This is a genomic window from Achromobacter kerstersii (genome assembly GCF_902859595.1).
GTDB classification, from domain to species: domain Bacteria; phylum Pseudomonadota; class Gammaproteobacteria; order Burkholderiales; family Burkholderiaceae_B; genus Achromobacter; species Achromobacter kerstersii.
Genome location: NZ_CADIJQ010000009.1, coordinates 65,933 through 81,197, shown reverse-complemented (window position 1 = coordinate 81,197; position 15,265 = coordinate 65,933). Strand labels below are relative to the sequence as shown.

18 protein-coding genes are annotated in these 15,265 nt (G+C 64.3%); 9 read left to right on the top strand and 9 right to left on the bottom strand.

Translation table 11 applies throughout. The annotated features are described in order from the left end of the window. Nucleotides 1-4 precede the first annotated feature (4 nt). A complete protein-coding gene (locus tag HV765_RS23235; protein ID WP_054427168.1) occupies nt 5-388 on the bottom strand; it encodes a DUF3302 domain-containing protein in 384 nt (127 codons plus the stop codon). 108 nt (nt 389-496) lie between these two features. Between HV765_RS23235 and HV765_RS23230 the strand changes: the two genes are divergently transcribed. Further along, a complete protein-coding gene (locus HV765_RS23230) occupies nt 497-1,423 on the top strand; it encodes an AraC family transcriptional regulator (RefSeq protein WP_175171105.1) in 927 nt (308 codons plus the stop codon). 128 nt (nt 1,424-1,551) lie between these two features. Continuing rightward, nucleotides 1,552-2,367, top strand: coding sequence for a polyphosphate kinase 2 (gene ppk2, locus HV765_RS23225; RefSeq protein ID WP_054427166.1), 816 nt, complete (start codon nt 1,552-1,554; stop codon nt 2,365-2,367). Nucleotides 2,368-2,440: 73 nt separating this feature from the next. Here the strand turns inward: ppk2 and HV765_RS23220 are convergent, their stop codons facing one another. After that, nucleotides 2,441-3,196, bottom strand: coding sequence for an IclR family transcriptional regulator (locus tag HV765_RS23220; RefSeq protein WP_420840144.1), 756 nt, complete (start codon nt 3,194-3,196; stop codon nt 2,441-2,443). Between the two features lie 82 nt (nt 3,197-3,278). On the opposite strand from HV765_RS23220, the gene HV765_RS23215 reads away from it, so the two are divergent. The 5 genes from HV765_RS23215 to HV765_RS23195 are packed head-to-tail and all read left to right on the top strand — an operon-like array spanning nt 3,279 to nt 7,817. Beyond that, the gene (locus HV765_RS23215) at nt 3,279-4,247 is read left to right on the top strand and encodes a Bug family tripartite tricarboxylate transporter substrate binding protein (RefSeq protein WP_175171104.1); all 969 of its coding nucleotides are present in this window, start codon (nt 3,279-3,281) and stop codon (nt 4,245-4,247) included. Nucleotides 4,248-4,253: 6 nt separating this feature from the next. Beyond that, nucleotides 4,254-5,123: an amidohydrolase family protein gene (locus HV765_RS23210; protein WP_175171103.1), complete on the top strand. Its 870-nt coding sequence runs from the start codon at nt 4,254-4,256 to the stop codon at nt 5,121-5,123. A gap of 28 nt (nt 5,124-5,151) precedes the next feature. Then, a complete protein-coding gene (locus tag HV765_RS23205; protein WP_175171102.1) occupies nt 5,152-6,153 on the top strand; it encodes a Bug family tripartite tricarboxylate transporter substrate binding protein in 1,002 nt (333 codons plus the stop codon). Nucleotides 6,154-6,192: 39 nt separating this feature from the next. Beyond that, nucleotides 6,193-6,876 carry an RraA family protein gene (locus HV765_RS23200; RefSeq protein WP_175171101.1) on the top strand — a complete coding sequence of 228 codons (684 nt, stop codon included), beginning with the start codon at nt 6,193-6,195 and terminating at the stop codon, nt 6,874-6,876. Further along, complete coding sequence (locus tag HV765_RS23195; RefSeq protein WP_054427162.1) at nt 6,873-7,817, top strand: NAD(P)-dependent oxidoreductase; 945 nt, start codon at nt 6,873-6,875, stop codon at nt 7,815-7,817. Before HV765_RS23200 ends, HV765_RS23195 begins: the two co-directional genes overlap by 4 nt. Here HV765_RS23195 and HV765_RS23190 read toward each other — a convergent pair. Then, entirely contained in the window at nt 7,808-8,272 is a 465-nt protein-coding gene (locus tag HV765_RS23190; RefSeq protein WP_175171100.1) for a hypothetical protein, read from the bottom strand. The genes HV765_RS23195 and HV765_RS23190 overlap by 10 nt on opposite strands. Before the next feature lie 170 nt (nt 8,273-8,442). Between HV765_RS23190 and HV765_RS23185 the strand changes: the two genes are divergently transcribed. Continuing rightward, nucleotides 8,443-9,087: a hypothetical protein gene (locus HV765_RS23185; protein ID WP_175171099.1), complete on the top strand. Its 645-nt coding sequence runs from the start codon at nt 8,443-8,445 to the stop codon at nt 9,085-9,087. Between the two features lie 27 nt (nt 9,088-9,114). Here HV765_RS23185 and HV765_RS23180 read toward each other — a convergent pair whose 3' ends face one another. Both HV765_RS23180 and HV765_RS23175 read right to left on the bottom strand, forming a co-directional pair. Next, on the bottom strand, nt 9,115-9,786 hold the full coding sequence (locus HV765_RS23180; RefSeq protein ID WP_054427160.1) for a hypothetical protein: 672 nt from the start codon (nt 9,784-9,786) through the stop codon (nt 9,115-9,117). Nucleotides 9,787-9,813: 27 nt separating this feature from the next. Beyond that, a complete protein-coding gene (locus HV765_RS23175) occupies nt 9,814-10,113 on the bottom strand; it encodes a hypothetical protein (protein WP_175171098.1) in 300 nt (99 codons plus the stop codon). Nucleotides 10,114-10,384: 271 nt separating this feature from the next. Between HV765_RS23175 and HV765_RS23170 the strand changes: the two genes are divergently transcribed. After that, a complete protein-coding gene (locus HV765_RS23170; protein ID WP_175171097.1) occupies nt 10,385-11,284 on the top strand; it encodes an AraC family transcriptional regulator in 900 nt (299 codons plus the stop codon). Here HV765_RS23170 and HV765_RS23165 read toward each other — a convergent pair. The 4 genes from HV765_RS23165 to HV765_RS23150 all read right to left on the bottom strand — a co-directional run bounded on the left by HV765_RS23165 (nt 11,275) and on the right by HV765_RS23150 (nt 15,085). Then, nucleotides 11,275-11,907, bottom strand: a complete 633-nt coding sequence (locus HV765_RS23165) for a class I SAM-dependent methyltransferase (protein WP_175171096.1) — start codon at nt 11,905-11,907, stop codon at nt 11,275-11,277. The genes HV765_RS23170 and HV765_RS23165 overlap by 10 nt on opposite strands. 182 nt (nt 11,908-12,089) lie before the next feature. Continuing rightward, the gene (locus tag HV765_RS23160; protein WP_175171095.1) at nt 12,090-13,379 is read right to left on the bottom strand and encodes a TRAP transporter large permease; all 1,290 of its coding nucleotides are present in this window, start codon (nt 13,377-13,379) and stop codon (nt 12,090-12,092) included. A gap of 9 nt (nt 13,380-13,388) precedes the next feature. Then, entirely contained in the window at nt 13,389-14,009 is a 621-nt protein-coding gene (locus tag HV765_RS23155) for a TRAP transporter small permease subunit (RefSeq protein WP_054427156.1), read from the bottom strand. Between the two features lie 23 nt (nt 14,010-14,032). Further along, complete coding sequence (locus HV765_RS23150) at nt 14,033-15,085, bottom strand: TRAP transporter substrate-binding protein (RefSeq protein WP_254600691.1); 1,053 nt, start codon at nt 15,083-15,085, stop codon at nt 14,033-14,035. Nucleotides 15,086-15,265: the final 180 nt, after the last annotated feature.

The following is a 15,265-nucleotide window of genomic DNA, read 5'->3' as shown; positions in this document are numbered from 1 at the left end:
ATGGTCAACCCAAGGTTTCCGGACCGGGCCCGTCTTCCTCATGCTTGTCGCGGCCATAGGCGAGCCGGTATCCGACGGGTCTGGTATGCGCCCACAGCCAGGCAAAGGGCCAGAGCATGCCGCCAAACACCAGCGATAACAGGCACAGCGACTTGATGGCCTCGGCTTGAGGGTGATGACGTTTTTCGGCAATCACTTCCGGCAAAACGTGCAGCTTCCAGAAGATCCAGATGGCCAGAATGGGGACAAGAACGAGCACGACCCAGACGAGCACATCCGCGATGGCGTCCTCCAGGTGTCCCGACACCGCGTGTCCCGTCAGGGGAAAGCACAGCAGCGCAACGGTTGCTACGGCCACGAACCGGCGCCGCGATTTGGCAAGAAACATGTAGAGCCCCTTGCAAGAGAACGTGTGCTGCATTTTCGCCAGTGACGGAGTGCTAAGTCCATGCTAATTTCGGCAATATGTCGTCAGCTCTCTTGCGTGGAGGCTTAGATGAAATTGCAGCACTTCGAGTCGTTTGATTCGTACGCGGCCGCTCTATTCCACGCCGACGTAAGGGTATTCCTGCTGGGTTCCAAAGACGGCGGCTGGCGAACCGGCCATCTGGATGTGGATGGCATCGACGTGCAACGCGGCGTCACCCGGGTGCCTAACCTGTGCGAGGCCGCGGGCTGGGCCACGCACCTGACCTTGCTATTGCCAGAACCCTCGCCCGCCCAGGCATGGCTGAATGGCGTCCCCTTTAGTCAGGATTCGATGGGTGTGCTGGCGCCTGGCAAAGGGTTCGTCTTCCGCGCCGCTGGCCCCAATGACTGGGTCAGCATCGCGCTGCCGCTGGCGTCTGATTTATTGATGGACGACAGCTTTGCGGCGCAAACGCTGCGGCGCTGGGCTAGCGCGGCTGACATGGTGAAAGCAGACCCCCTGCAAGTTGCCGCGCTGCGCGAGGCGGCGCTCCTGTCGATGGCGCCCGCCTGCCCGCCCGCGCTGGGGCGCCGTCTGGTTGAGCAGCGCTTGCGTAATCTGATCGCCAACCGTGTGCCGCACGACAAGAACAAGGGCCGGCCCAGCTTGCGCTTGCCCCAGCTGTGCGAGTTGGCGCTGGCCATCTTTCGCGACCCGCAGCAGGCGGTGCATGTGGACGAATTGCGCAAGGGCCTGAAGATCAGCGAACGCAGCTTGCGCGATGTTTTCCAGGCCTGTTTCGGCATGAGTCCGGGCCATTACTTAGCCTTGAGAAAACTGCATGACGTTTATCTGGACCTGGCCCACAGCAATAACCAGCAGACCGTTTCCGATTGCTTTTTTCAGCATGGCTATCCGTATTCCACATACGCGGCCGCGCGCTATCACGACCTGTTTCTAGAAACGCCGTCCGAAACCCGGCGCAGGCGGCATCCGCATTCGCATCCCGCCTGACGGCTTTTCGCCGGAATCATCATGGACGCGCGGCGGGCTCGCGCCTCACAATCGCGAAGGACGTGGGAAATACCCGAGCAATACAAGAGCAATACGCAAGTAATTCGTGCGACTCAAGGAGGCACATCATGGCCAAGAAAAGAGCAGCGGAAGACAGCGTGAAAACAGCAAAGCCCCTGACGGGCAAGGACTACGAAAAAGAACTCGCCCGCCTGCATATCGAACTGGTCAAACTTCAGCAGTGGGTGGTGCATAGCGGCGCCAAGGTCTGCATTCTGTTTGAAGGCCGCGATGGCGCGGGCAAGGGCGGCACCATCAAAGCGATTACGGAGCGCGTCAGCCCGCGCGTGTTTCGCGTCATTGCCTTGCCCTCACCCACCGATCGCGAGAAGACGCAGATGTATGTGCAGCGTTATCTGCCGCATCTGCCCGCAGCCGGTGAAATCGTGATCTTCGACCGCAGCTGGTACAACCGCGCGGGGGTCGAACGCGTAATGGGCTTTTGCACGAAGGAACAGGCCAAGGTGTTCCTGAAAGCGGTGCCGCTGGTAGAACGGGCGATCGTTGATTCCGGGATCATCCTGCTGAAGTACTGGCTGGAAGTCAGCGAAGAAGAACAGACCCGCCGGCTTCAAGCGCGCATTCACGACGAGCGCAAGATCTGGAAGCTGTCGAAGCTGGACCTGGATTCGTACAGCCACTGGTACGACTATTCACGGGCGCGAGACGACATGTTTGCCGCCAGCGATACCGACCATGCGCCGTGGTACGTGGCCGACTCCAACAACAAGAAGCGCGTGCGCCTGAACATCATCAGCCACATCCTTCAGAGCATTCCGTACAAAGCCCTGCCCCATCCCGAAGTCAAACTGCCTAAGCGGCAAAAGGCGCAGGGGTATCAAGAGCCGGATCGGCCGATTCGATTCGTTCCGGAGAAATTCTGAACCGAGCTGAACCTCGCTGAATCACGCTGAATCGCGCTGACACCTGCTGAACCGCGTGAGTCGCCACGCGCGTTCAAGCGCCCTGCCGCGCGCCCATCATCGAGCGCGACAGCCGGCTGGCCGCGGCAAGAATGGCATCCTTGTGGCCCAGCAGCACTTGCTCGGTCAGCCGGGAGATCGGGCCCGAGATGCACATTGCGCCCAGCAAGGTCCAGTTCATGCCATAGACCGGCGCCGAGAGGCTTGAGACCTCGGCGTCGCGCTCGCCCAGCGACATCATGTAGCCGGCCCGCCGCACGGATTCGTAGGGCTCGCCAGCTTCGCCGGAGAAGGCCAGCAGCACGCGGCCCGGGCTGCCCAGCGTGAGCGGCAGCGACGCCCCCACCCGCACGTGATGGCGGATGGACTTGGGCCCTTCGACACGCGCCATGCAGATCCGCTGGTTGCCCTCGCGCACATAGAACGTGGCGCTTTCGCCCGTGGCGGCCGATAGCTCGCGCAGCACCGGCTGCACCACTTCCTGCACGTTGAAGGTGGCCTGATAACAAGCGCCCAGCCAGCCGGCCGCGCGCGCCAGCCGCCAGGTGCCATCGGCACGTTGCGCCAGGTAATCGTCCATGGCGAGCGTGCGCGCCAGCCGCAGCACCGTCGAACGATGGCAGCCGGTGCGCCGGCTCAGTTCCGCCAGCGTCAGGTGCGAATCTTCAACGCCGAACGCCTCCAGGATGCGCATGGCGCGGCGCACCGCAATAACGCCTTCTTCGCCGTCCTCGCCTGCCTTCGCGGCATCGGGGTTGCCAGTCTCTTCTTCGTTCATGGTACGCAACATGTTTCGCTAGACGAACTTGGATTGTATTGTGCGGAACACGATCCGACAATGCGCCTACCAAAACAAAAATCGGAGACAAACCATGAAGGTCGTCGTACGCGCGCTCTCAGGACTCGCCCTCGTCTGCGCAACCGGGCTCAGCCTGGCCCAGGGCTACCCCAACAAACCCATCCGCCTGGTCGTCCCGTTCCCCCCGGGCGGCGGCACCGACGTGCTGGCCCGCGAAGCCGCCGTGAAGGTCGCCAGCAACACCGGCTGGAACATCGTGACCGAGAACCGCCCCGGGTCCGGCGGCAACATCGGCGTGGACACGGTGGCCAAGTCCGACCCCGATGGTTATTCGCTGGTGCTGGGGCAAACCAGCAACCTGGCGATCAACCCCACGCTGTACGCCAAGCTGCCCTATGACCCCGAGAAAGACCTGAGCGCGATTGGGCTCATTGCCGACGCGCCGCTGGTGATCGTGGTGCCGGCGGGTTCGCCGTTGAAGTCGCTGGACGACATGATTGCGGCCGCCAAGGCGAAGCCGGGAATACTGAATTACGCCAGCTCGGGCAACGGCACCGTGTCGCATCTGGCGGCCGTGCAGTTGCAGAACGCAGCCGGCATCCAGCTCACGCACATCCCCTACAAAGGGGCCGCGCAGGCCTCCAATGACCTGATCGGCGGGCAGATCGACATGTACCTGTCGTCCGTTCCCACGCTGATCGGCCACGTGCGCAACGGCAAGATGCGCGCGCTGGCGGTCACGTCCGCGCAACGCGTGCCCGATCTGCCCGACGTGCCCACCATCGCCGAACGCGGCTATCCGGGGTTTGAAGCCGTGACCTGGTTCGGCCTGGCCGCCCCCAAGGGCGTGCCGAAAGACATCGTGGACCGCCTGAACGCCGAGTTCAACAAGGCGCTGCAATCCAAGGAACTGAGCGTGAAGTATCAGGAACAAGGCGCGCGCGTGTTGACGGGCACCCCTGAGGACTTCGCCACACTGATCCGCGACGACCGCGCCCGCTGGGGAAAGATCGTCAAGGACTCGGGCGCCCGCGTCGAGTGACCTTTCATGCGTGCCCCCTACGCCTATTCTGCCGGTGAAGGACGGCCTGCCATCGCCGCGCCCGCTGGCGCTTGCGACTGCCATGTCCACGTCTACGACGGCCGCTATCCGCCCGCGGCGGGCGCAACGTTGCTGCCGCCGGACGCAAGCATTGCGCAGTACCGCGCGATCCAATCCCGGCTCGGCACGCAGCGCGCGGTGCTGGTCACACCTTCCACCTATGGCGCAGACAACCGCAGCATGCTGGCCGGTCTGGCCGAATTGGGTGAACAGGCGCGCGGCGTCGCCGTCATCGACGGCACGGAGTCCGACGCGCAACTGGAAGCGCTGCATGCGCAGGGCGTGCGTGGCATTCGGCTGAACCTGTCGCTGGGCGTGACGGGGTCGGCGGCGCACATCGCGCCCTTGGCCGCGCGAGTGGCGCCGCTGGGCTGGCACGTGCAGTTGCTGATGCCGCCCGATCAGCTCGCGCAGCTGGGCGAACTGCTGTCGTCGTTACCCTCGCCCATCGTGTTCGACCACCTGGCCCGCATCACGCCCGCGCTGGCCGGCCAGCATCCCGCGCATGCGCGGGTGCTGCGCTTGCTTGGCGCCGGGCGCGCCTGGGTGAAGCTGTCTGGCGGGTATCTCGTCAGTGATCAGCGGTCGACCGACGACCCATCGCTGCATGCCTTGGCGCGCACCTACCTCGACGCCAACCCCGACCACGTTATCTGGGGCAGCGACTGGCCGCACGCTACCGCGTCGGCCGGCAAACAGCCTATGCCCGATGACGCCCGCCAGCTCGACCGGCTGAGCGAATGGGCAAGCAGCCCGGCCGCATTGAATCGCATTCTGGTGAGCAACCCGGCAGCCCTCTACGGCTTTCCGGAATGAAAAAAGACAACATCACGGAGACACCCTCATGCCTACCCTGGCCACCGCAACCCTCACCCGGCGCCGCCTGCTGACCCTTGGCGCAGCACTGGCCGCCACCACGGCTTTCAACGTGCGCGCAGCGCCGGACTGGCCGGCAGGCAAGACCATCACCTGGGTCGTGCCTTATCCGGCGGGCGGCAGCACCGACGTGCTGGGCCGCGCCATCGCGCAGCAACTCGATGCGCTGCTTGCCACCCGCGTGATCGTCGACAACCGGCCGGGCGCAACAGGCACCATCGGCGCCGCACGCGTCGCGCGCGCCGAACCCGACGGTCTGACGCTGCTAGGCACCTCGATCGGCCCGCAAGCCATCGCGCCGCACGTAATGGGCAAGCTCACCTATGACCCGGTCGCGGACTTCGCGCCCGTCATCATGATCGGCACGATCCCGCACCTGTTGGTCGTGGGCGCGGCGCAACCCTTCAAGACGCTGGACGACCTGCTGAAAGCCGCAAAGGCCGCGCCGCAAAGCCTGGCCTATGCCTCTGGCGGCACGGGGACCATCCTGCATATGCAGGGCGAACTGCTACAGCAACGCACCGGGGCGCGATTCCTGCACGTGCCTTACAAGGGCGACACGCCCGCCTTGCAGGACACGCTGGCCGGCCAGGTGCAGTTCGCCTTCATCCCGGCCGCCGCCGCGCTCCCCCATGTGCGCACGGGAGCGCTGCGCGCCTTGGCCGCCACGTCGGCCCGCCGCCTGCCCGCCCTGCCCAACGTTCCCACCATGGAAGATGCCGGCATGCCCGACTTCGTGGTCGAGCAATGGCAAGCCGTGTTCGCCCCGGCCAGCACGCCTGCCGCCGTCATCGAACGGCTGAATACCGATATCGCCAAAGCGCTGCAAAGCCCCGCGTTGATTGCGCTGGCCGAGCAGCTTGGCATCACGCTCGCCGGCGGCTCGCCGCAGGCATTGGACCAGACCCGCAAGGCCGACTTCGACAAGTGGGGCAAGGTCATTCGCGACGCTGGCATCAAGCCGGCCTGACGACGCCCCACCTCCCTTCTGACTCTTACAGGAATCTTCATGGCAAACCAGGACATCATCAAAGACTTTCCCCGCGTAGACGCCGCCATCGTGCGCCGCGCGGCGGAACTGCAACCCGCGATTCTGGCCGACGTGGCTGGCCGCCGCGGCGCGCTCAGCGGCCGCATCCGGCCCTTGCATCCCAGCATGAGAGTCGCGGGCACGGCGCTCACCGTTGAAGTTCGGCCGGGCGACAACCTGATGATTCACGCCGCCATCTCGCTGGCCAAGCCGGGCGATGTGCTGGTCATCGACGGCAAGGGCGATCTGAGCTCGGCGCTGATGGGCACCATCATGATGACCGCCTGCCGCAAGCTGGGCATCGCGGGCGTGGTGATGGATGGCGCGGCACGCGACACCGTCGAAATCATCGAGATGGACTACCCGGTGTTCGCCGCAGGCACCAACCCCAACGGCCCGACCAAGAACGTGCCCGGCCGCATCGGCCACCCCGTGTCGGTGGGCGGCGTGACCGTCAATGCGGGCGACTTCATCATCGGCGACGCCGACGGCGTGGTTGTCGTCGAACGCGAAAAAATTGAAGGCCTGCTTCCCGCCGCCGAAAAGAAAGTGCGCGACGAAGCCGCCCGCATCGCCGCCATCCAGGCGGGCGACACCGAGGCCAAGTGGCTGACGGCAGCGCTGCGTGCGGCGGGTGTGTTGAAGGAAGGGGAATCGCTGTGAACGCTCCCGCTTCTGACAAACCCGCCATCCTCGTCACGGCGGCCGACCTGGCGCCCGAAGCGCTGGCGCTGCTGGGCGACTTCAACGTGGTCTACGCGGGCAAGACGCCGTCTGAAGACGACGTCGTGGCGCTGTGCCGCACGCACAACCCCATTGCCATCATCGTGCGCTACAGCAAGGTCGGCGCGGCCGCGATGGATGCGGCGCCGGCGCTGCGCGTGATCTCCAAGCATGGCAGCGGCACCGACACCATCGACAAGGCCGCGGCCGCACAACGCGGCATCGACGTGGTTGCCGCCGTGGGCGTGAACGCGGCGGCGGTCGCCGAGCAGGCGCTGGCGCTCTTGATGAGCTGCGCCAAATCGGTGGTGGCGCTGGATGCACGCATGCGCGGCGGCCACTGGGACAAGTCCACGCACAAGAGCGTGGAACTGGCCGGCAAGACGATTGGCCTGATCGGCCTGGGCGCCATCGGCCAGCGCATGGCGGCGGTGGCGCACGGCATGGACATGCGCGTGATCGGTTTTGATCCTTACGCGCAGAACCTGCCCGCGTATGTTGAGCGTGTGCCGTTGGAGCGCATCTGGAAGGACGCCGATGCGATCTCCCTGCACTGCCCGCTGACGGATGACAACCGCGGCATGGTCAATGCCGCCACGCTGGCGCAATGCCGGCCGGGCGTGATTCTCGTCAACACCGCGCGCGGCGGTTTGGTGGACGAAGACGCGCTGCTGGCGGCGGTGCGATCCGGCCAGGTGATGGCGGCGGGCCTGGACAGCTTCGCCACCGAACCGATGGCGGCCGGCCACCCCTTCCAAGAAGAACCGCGCATCATCCTCAGCCCGCACATTGGCGGCGTCACCAGCGCGGCCTATGTGAACATGGGCATGGCCGCGGCACGCAACATTTTGGCGGTGCTGGAGCCGTCAGTTCAACGCTGAAGGCAAGCCGAAACGTCTGCCTTCAACCGCGCCATTTCCTGATTGACGCCCAAGTCCGCGCAGTACGCGCCCGCGCCCCGCAAGGTCAGGGTCAGCGTCGACGGCGTCTTCTTTGACAGCTCGGCTTTCAGACGAAACCCGGATACGTTCGACGCGCGGTACTGGTCTGTCTCGTACACGCCGGCCGTCAGATCCCGGGTGGCCTTGCCCTTGCCTGCGTATTCAGGGCGATCGCCCTTGCCGCTGGTGGCCTCGTCCAGGCAGGCAAACACCTTCTGGGCGGAGGCGGCTGGCGGCACATCCATCGACGCGCTTTGGCTCGGGCCGAAGCTGTCGCACAACCCTGACGACGTTGAACACGCGCTCAATAGCCCGGCAAACACCAGCGTCGCGGCAAACTTGCCCTTCCATTGCCAACGCGCCAACACCCGATTCTTGCCTACGATCGATCGCATTCGCGCATCCTTTACAGAGGTCATGGAATCGCGAAAATATAGCAGCCCGACGCCCGATCACCTTTTTTGACATGGAGGCGTGCGGCACTTTGTGGCAGCATGCCGGTGCATCCCGCCCCGCTGACCTCACGCGCGGCGCAAGAACCCACACACGACGGAGTGTTTTTCCTATGAAATTCAAGGCCTTGACCCTGGGCATCCTCATGGCCGGCGCTAGCGCTTCGCAAGCCGCAACGGTGAAGGAAGTGTTCAACGGCAGCATGCTGGGCACGACGCAGCGCTACTTCGAATCGATTGCCGGGGTGCCGCGCGAATCCTTCAAAAATGACCACGTTTTCGTGGTGCAGGAATGCCGCATCACGGCCACCATCACCAACGACAAGGTCTCGGCTCTGCGCATGGACTTGGCCGACAACTGCAAGCCCGACCTGACGAGCTTCATTGGTGAAGACGCCCCCAAGGCCGGTCAGCCCATCACCCCGGGCGCGTTTGGCCGTGGCCAACGCTACACGGCAAGCTGCCTGACGGACTGCGGCAACGCCGTGGACCCGTCGGCCTATGCCCTATGGGTGGCTCCGCGTTCGTCGGGCGGCCTGGAAGTCTTGATGGAAATGGTGCTGGCGGGCGACAAGGCGCTGGATGCGGCCGACCAATGGGAAGCCGACATCAAGAAGGCCGCTGGCCAAGACTACGTGCTCAACCGGAAATTCAATTGCGAAACCCGCTTTGACACCGCCGCGGAAGCCGCCTTCAAGGACGTCCCGGTCAACGCCATCACGGTCGGCTACGGCTTGCCGGTAGAACGCTGCAACTGAAACCGATGTAGCCGTCTGGCGCAACGGCTACAACGTGCCTTCACGCGCCTTTTCCCGCGATGTCATCAGTGCGGCTTCGGCGGCTTTCATCTTGTCGCCGAAGTCCCGCGCATAGTCTCGCCAGACCTGCTTCATCGCCTCGGGCTTGTCGTTGCGATCGCCCATATTGCGTAGTTCACCCTGGATGTTGGCGCCTACCTGCCAGAAGCTTTCGAATGCCGGCGTTGCCCCGGGAATAAGATCCATCAGACGCGGACGCGCCTGTCGCATCAACTTCTCGGCCGCCTCCGCATCAGCGTCGACATAGCCGCCGTACTCCAACGCAGCAAGGGCGTAGTAGTAGCTCGATATTGCGGTACTGACTGTGACGCTTGCGATAGCGACTTGCCCCATGGCGAAATCGACAAGCTGCATACCGCGATCGATCTCACCCTTCAACCGTGCGAGATCGCCGTTCACTTTGCTGCTGATATCTCCCTTCAGCGCTTCAAGTTCGCTGTTGGCCGCCTGCTGACTGGACAGGACGATCAACGACACGGCGGCACCGAGCGCTGCTGTCAACGCCGCAATCCACGCGGCAATGAGCTTGACGAACTCGTCACCGGTATTGACGAACTTCCACGACCATACGGCCGCCACCAACAGCAGTACCGCATACGCCACGACCAGGCGAAAAATCACGTTGCTTTTCTTGCTCATGTCTTACCCCCCCGGGGCAAGTTGATGTCAGCCGCACATCTTCGTATTGGGATGACAAAGACATCCCAAGCGAATACATCGATCTACGCACGCGTCGGGCATGCAGCTTGTGTTCTGCAAGTCCAGATAGCTCATGATTTGTTCGGGCACCCATCGGCAAGCGATCACCGCGGGGTCTTCGGCGTGATCCACGAACTCAACATACGACCTGACACGTATCAGCACCTTGCGCGTGCTGCCGTCAGATTCCAGCCGTAAATAAACGCCCGTTCCTCTGTCTTCCGGGCCGGTAATCGCCGCACAGGCGTAATCAGTTTGGTCTTTCATCGCAGAGTCCCGTCCTTGGCTTCGCCGTTAGACAACGCGCCTATCATGCGCCGCGCACCTACCGGCGGCAACGAGGCCACGCCGGATTCAATCGTCCGCGCGCGGCACTCCTGCTTTAGTGCGGCCAAAAGAGACTAGGCGTGGGGGGTCAGCATGAAAGTCACCAGTGAGAAATTACCGGTACCCAAGGATGACGCGCCTGCCGTCAGCCGTCAGCATCTACCGGCTAAAATTCCCGCTTCACTGTTCTTGACAATGCAAGCGGCTTTCCATGGATCAAAGCTCGACGTCGTGGGAATACTCCGCACACATGCATGCCGAGGTCACGCAGACCATCGTCAGCAATGCGTTGCAAGCCTCTCCCATCGGCATTTCCCGCGTTCAAAGCGCTCGGCGTGACAACGGGCTCACCGAGCCCTATCAGCTGGAAGCGGCCTACCTGGTGGTGTTGCAGCTGAAGCCGTTTTCCGAGCAGGATTTGTGGGTGGACGGCAAGCCCGCCCCCCATCGCCCATCCAGCGTAGGCACCTTGATCATCTACGACCTGGACCGCCATTGGGTGTCGAACTTGCGTGGCAGCTACGACTGCCTGCAATTCTATGTGCCGCAATCCGCGCTGGATGAAACCGCTGAAGACATCGGCGGCCGCCGGGCCGGGCGGCTGTTTCACCCGCCGCATCTGGCCACCATCGACCCCACCGTGCATCAACTCGGGCAAGCGTTGCTGCCGGCCCTGGCGCACCCTGAATGCGCCTCGCGCCTGTTTGTTGACCATATGGCGCTGGCGCTGCACGCACATTTATCCAAGACCTATGGCAGCTTGACCCCGCCCCGCCTGCGCGGCGGCTTGGCGCCCTGGCAAGAGCGCCGCGCCAAAGAGATGATGCTGGCGCACATGGATGGCGATCTGCCGCTGGCTGAACTTGCACAGGCTTGCGGGCTGTCGCGCAGCCACTTTGCGCGCGCGTTTCGTGAGACGACCGGGCTGCCGCCGCACCGCTGGCTGATGCAGGCGCGGCTGGACCGCGCCAAGGACTATCTGCGCACGTCCACGCTGCTGCTGGGTCAGATTGCGCATTTGTGCGGGTATGCCGACCAGAGCCATTTCACCCGCACCTTTTCGCGCGCCATGGGATGCAGCCCCGTGGCGTGGCGCCGGCTTCAGGCGTAGCGCGACAGGCTGTAGACGGACGCGGGCGGCAGATTCAACGGCACAAAGCTGGACCGCCGGGCCTTCAAACCGAAGTCGTCCAGCACACTGGCGGATATCGGGCAGCGCACGCCATAGGTAAACAAGTGCATGGCCCCGCCCGGACGCATCGCCTCGAACACCGCCGCCAATAAGCGGCTATGCAGCGCCGAGCTCATGTTGCGCAAGGGCAGCCCGCAGATGGTGGCGCCGATGCCGTCCAGCTCCGGATGCGTGTCACGCGACAGATCCTCGGCGGACGCCTGAAGCACGGTCGCATTCGGAAACTGTTGGCGCAGGCGGGAGCTCATGGCGGAGTCCTGTTCAACCAGCACCAGGTTCGACGGGTCCACGCCCTTGCGCACCATCTCGCGCGTGAAGACGCCGGTGCCGCAACCCAGCTCCAGCACTTTGCCTTCCGCCGCGTGCAAGGGCGCCGTGATGGCCGCCGCCAGCGCTGCGCTGGAGGGCGCGATAGCGCCAATGGCGGCGGGGTTCGCCAACAACGCCTTGATGAACTGGCTGCGCTCTTGCACCCAATGCATCGAACGATGCGACAAGGGGTTAAGCCGCGCAGCGGTCTTGAGTGACTGCCTGAAATGCATAGTGCGTCTGACTCCAAACGAGACACGCCGGCGTGTCTGCCACCGCAGACCTTAACCGAGGCATACCGCCCGAGTCGTCAACCGGATGTAAGCACTCCTGCCAAGTTGACACGGGGGGCGATGCTGCGCCCCAGGAAAGTATCCATCATCATCAGGCCGTTACATCCACAGCCTGACGTGCACTACCGCCCCGACATCGCCGCCGGCAACCACGTCGCCAGTTGTGGCACGGCCAGCAGCAGCGCGATCATCACCAGCAGCACCGCCAGAAACGGCAGCACGCCGATGACGACATCCATGAACTTTCCCTCGCCTCGCACGCTGTGCACCACGAACAGGTTCATGCCAAACGGCGGCGTCAGCTGCCCCATTTCGCACAGCACGATCAACATGATGCCGAACCACACCGGGTCGTAACCCAAGGCGACGACGATCGGCACGGTCAACGGCGCGGTCGTCACCAGCATCGCCAGCGTGTCCATGAAGCAGCCCAGCAGGATGTAGAACGCGATGATGGCCAGCATCATGCCCAGTGGCGGCAGGTCGAGTCCTTGCACCGCATCTACCAGCATCGTCGTCAGGCCCACGGACGACAGCACGAAGTTCAGAAAGAAGGCCGCCAGCGTGATCAGGATGATCATGCCCGTTGTGCGCAGCGTGGCCTCGAAAGCGCGGCTCAGCATGTTCCAGCTGAGCGCGCCCTTGGCCGCGCACAACAGCGTCGCCGCCACCACGCCCAGCGCGGCGGATTCGCTGGCGGTGGCGATGCCGCCATAGATCACGCCGATCACCAGCACGAAGATGGCCAGCGGGGGCACCAGATGCGGCAAGGCGGCAATCCGTTCAGCCCAGCTGATCGACGGCAGGCTGCCGGCAAGCCCCGGCCGCCACAGACACAAGCCCACGATCAGCAGAATGAACAGGCAGACCAGCAGCAGGCCGGGCAGCGTGGCCGCCAGATACAGCTTGGGCACGGACACGTTGGCGATCAGCGCATAGACGATCATGTTGATCGATGGCGGGATCAGGATGCCCAGCGTGCCGCCCGCCGCGATCGACCCCAGAAACAGCGGCGCGTTGTAGCCCGCCTTGCGCTGCTCGGGCAACGCCAGCGTAGAGATGGTGGCGGCGGTAGCCACGCTGGACCCGCTGGTGGCCGAGAACAGCGCGGACGCGCCGATGTTCGCGTTCATCAGCCCGCCAGGCAGCCACGACACCCATTTGGACACCGCGCCATACATCTGCCCGGCCACGCCCGAACTGACCAGCAATTCACCCATCAGCACGTACAAGGGGATGGCCACCAGCAAGAATTCAGAGCTGGTGCCCCAGGCCAGTTCGCCCATGGCGTTCACGAGCGACAGCGGGGAATACGCGCCCGCCAGCGTTACGCCCAACAGGCCCACGGTAGCGGCCGCCGTCACGCTCAGCGCCAGCAGGCCGAGCAGCATGGAAATCGTCAGAGTCAACATGCGGCGCTCCTAGCGTTGCATTGGGGTGGCAGGCGCGGCAACGGGCGGGGGTGCCGCCGATTGCGTTTCCGCCTGAATCTCTTCATCAAGCGAATGAATGCCGATCAAACCATTCACGTCTTGCCAGCGGCCTGCCATCAACCGCGCAACCGCGCACGCAGCCAGCACCACGATGGTCAGCAGGAAGAACGCATAGCCTGCAAACCACAACGACTGCGGAATCCATTGCGGCACCTGCAACGGCGTGTTCGACACCGAACGAAAGCGGATGGAGTCGGCCAGCACGCCCCAGGCGTGAAACGTCAGCAAGCCGATGAAGACGCTCAGGCAAGCGATCGCAAAAAAGTCGAGCGCTACGCGGGTCTTCGCGGAAAGATGCGTGTAGAGCACGTCGACGCGGATGTGCGAGCGGCGCAGCAGCGTGATGGGAAACGCCCAGGCGCTGGCCACCGCCAGCACGTAACCCGCGATCTCGTCGGCGCCGCCCAGCGACACGCCGGCCAGTTTGCGCGCAGCAAGATCAACGACGATGAGCCAGGACGCAGCCATCAGGCCTAGCCCGCCGATCCAGACGCCGCCGCGTGCAATGCGCTCCAGGACGCGCACCGGAGCATGAGTAGTCGATGACATGGAATCTCCTTGTTTGAGTGGCGTTAGCGCAAGGTCACGCCCAACGCCTGGCCGACCGATCCGCTCCACGCGCGGGCGCACTCCGCACCGCAGCGCTTGCCCCATTCACCCGCCACTTGCGAGGCGATGGCGTGCAGCCGTTCCCGCTCGGCGGGCGAAGGCGAGGCCGCCTGCATGTCGGCCTTCGTGTGAATGCGGCATTCGCCCTGCCCCGTGTTGCAGGCCAGCGCAAAGTCGTTCTCGCGCCCCGTCTCTTGCCAGAGGCGGTCTTCCAGAACACGGGCCTGTTCTTGCAGAAACCGTTGCACAGCTGGGTCCAGCCGCTGCCAGCGCTTTTCGCCCATGGCGTAAAAGCCAATGGACCAGTCGGTCGGCAGGTTGTACAGGTGCTTGGCCACGTCGTACCACTTGGCCGAGTTGCCCGAGCCGATGCCCGACACCGCGCAATCCACCACGCCGGTCTGTAGCGCAGGGATCACTTCAGCAAACGGAATAGTGACCGGCGAGCCGCCCAGCGCGCTGATGAAGTCCGCCATGTTGCGGCCGCGCGTGCGGATCTTGCGGCCCTTCAGGTCTTCAAGCTGCTGCACGGGTTCGCGGCAGAAGAACACCTGCGCCGTGTATGGCACCGTGGCCAGCAGATGCACGCCGTGGCGGTCGCGCATGCGGGCTTCGAGCACCGGCCGGTACGCCTGCACCATCTTTCTGGCGGTGGCGATGTCGGGCGCCATCCCGGGCAGGTCCACGCCTTCCAGCATGGCGTCGTCGCCGCTGACAAAGGCGAACACGCCCATGCCGACGTCCAGCGCGTTGCCCCGCATCAAGCGCAAGATCTCGGGGCCTTTCAGCCCGCGTTCGTTCAGACCCGCCAGTTCAGCCGTGACATGGCCGCCCGATGCGGCCGGCAAGGTCTTTTCCCAGAAGGGCTTTTCAACCGCCGAGTACGTGTAGTTGTGGCTGCCGCCCCCGACCACCTGGAAGTGGACGTCGGGCAAGGCGTCAGCGTCCGCCGCCATCGAGACGGCCGGCGCCAAAGCGGCAGAGGTCAGAGCGGCCGACGTCAGAGCGGCCAACAACGGGGCGGCCGAAAGCCGCACAGAACACCGCACAGAACACCGCACAGAACGCCCCAAAGAACGCCCCACAGAACGCCCCACAGCACACCGCACAGCAAACCGCACAGCAACCCGCCGGACGGCAACCATCGGGACGGCCGCCAGCAGCGCCGCCAGGGTCCTACGCTTCATGATTTCCCC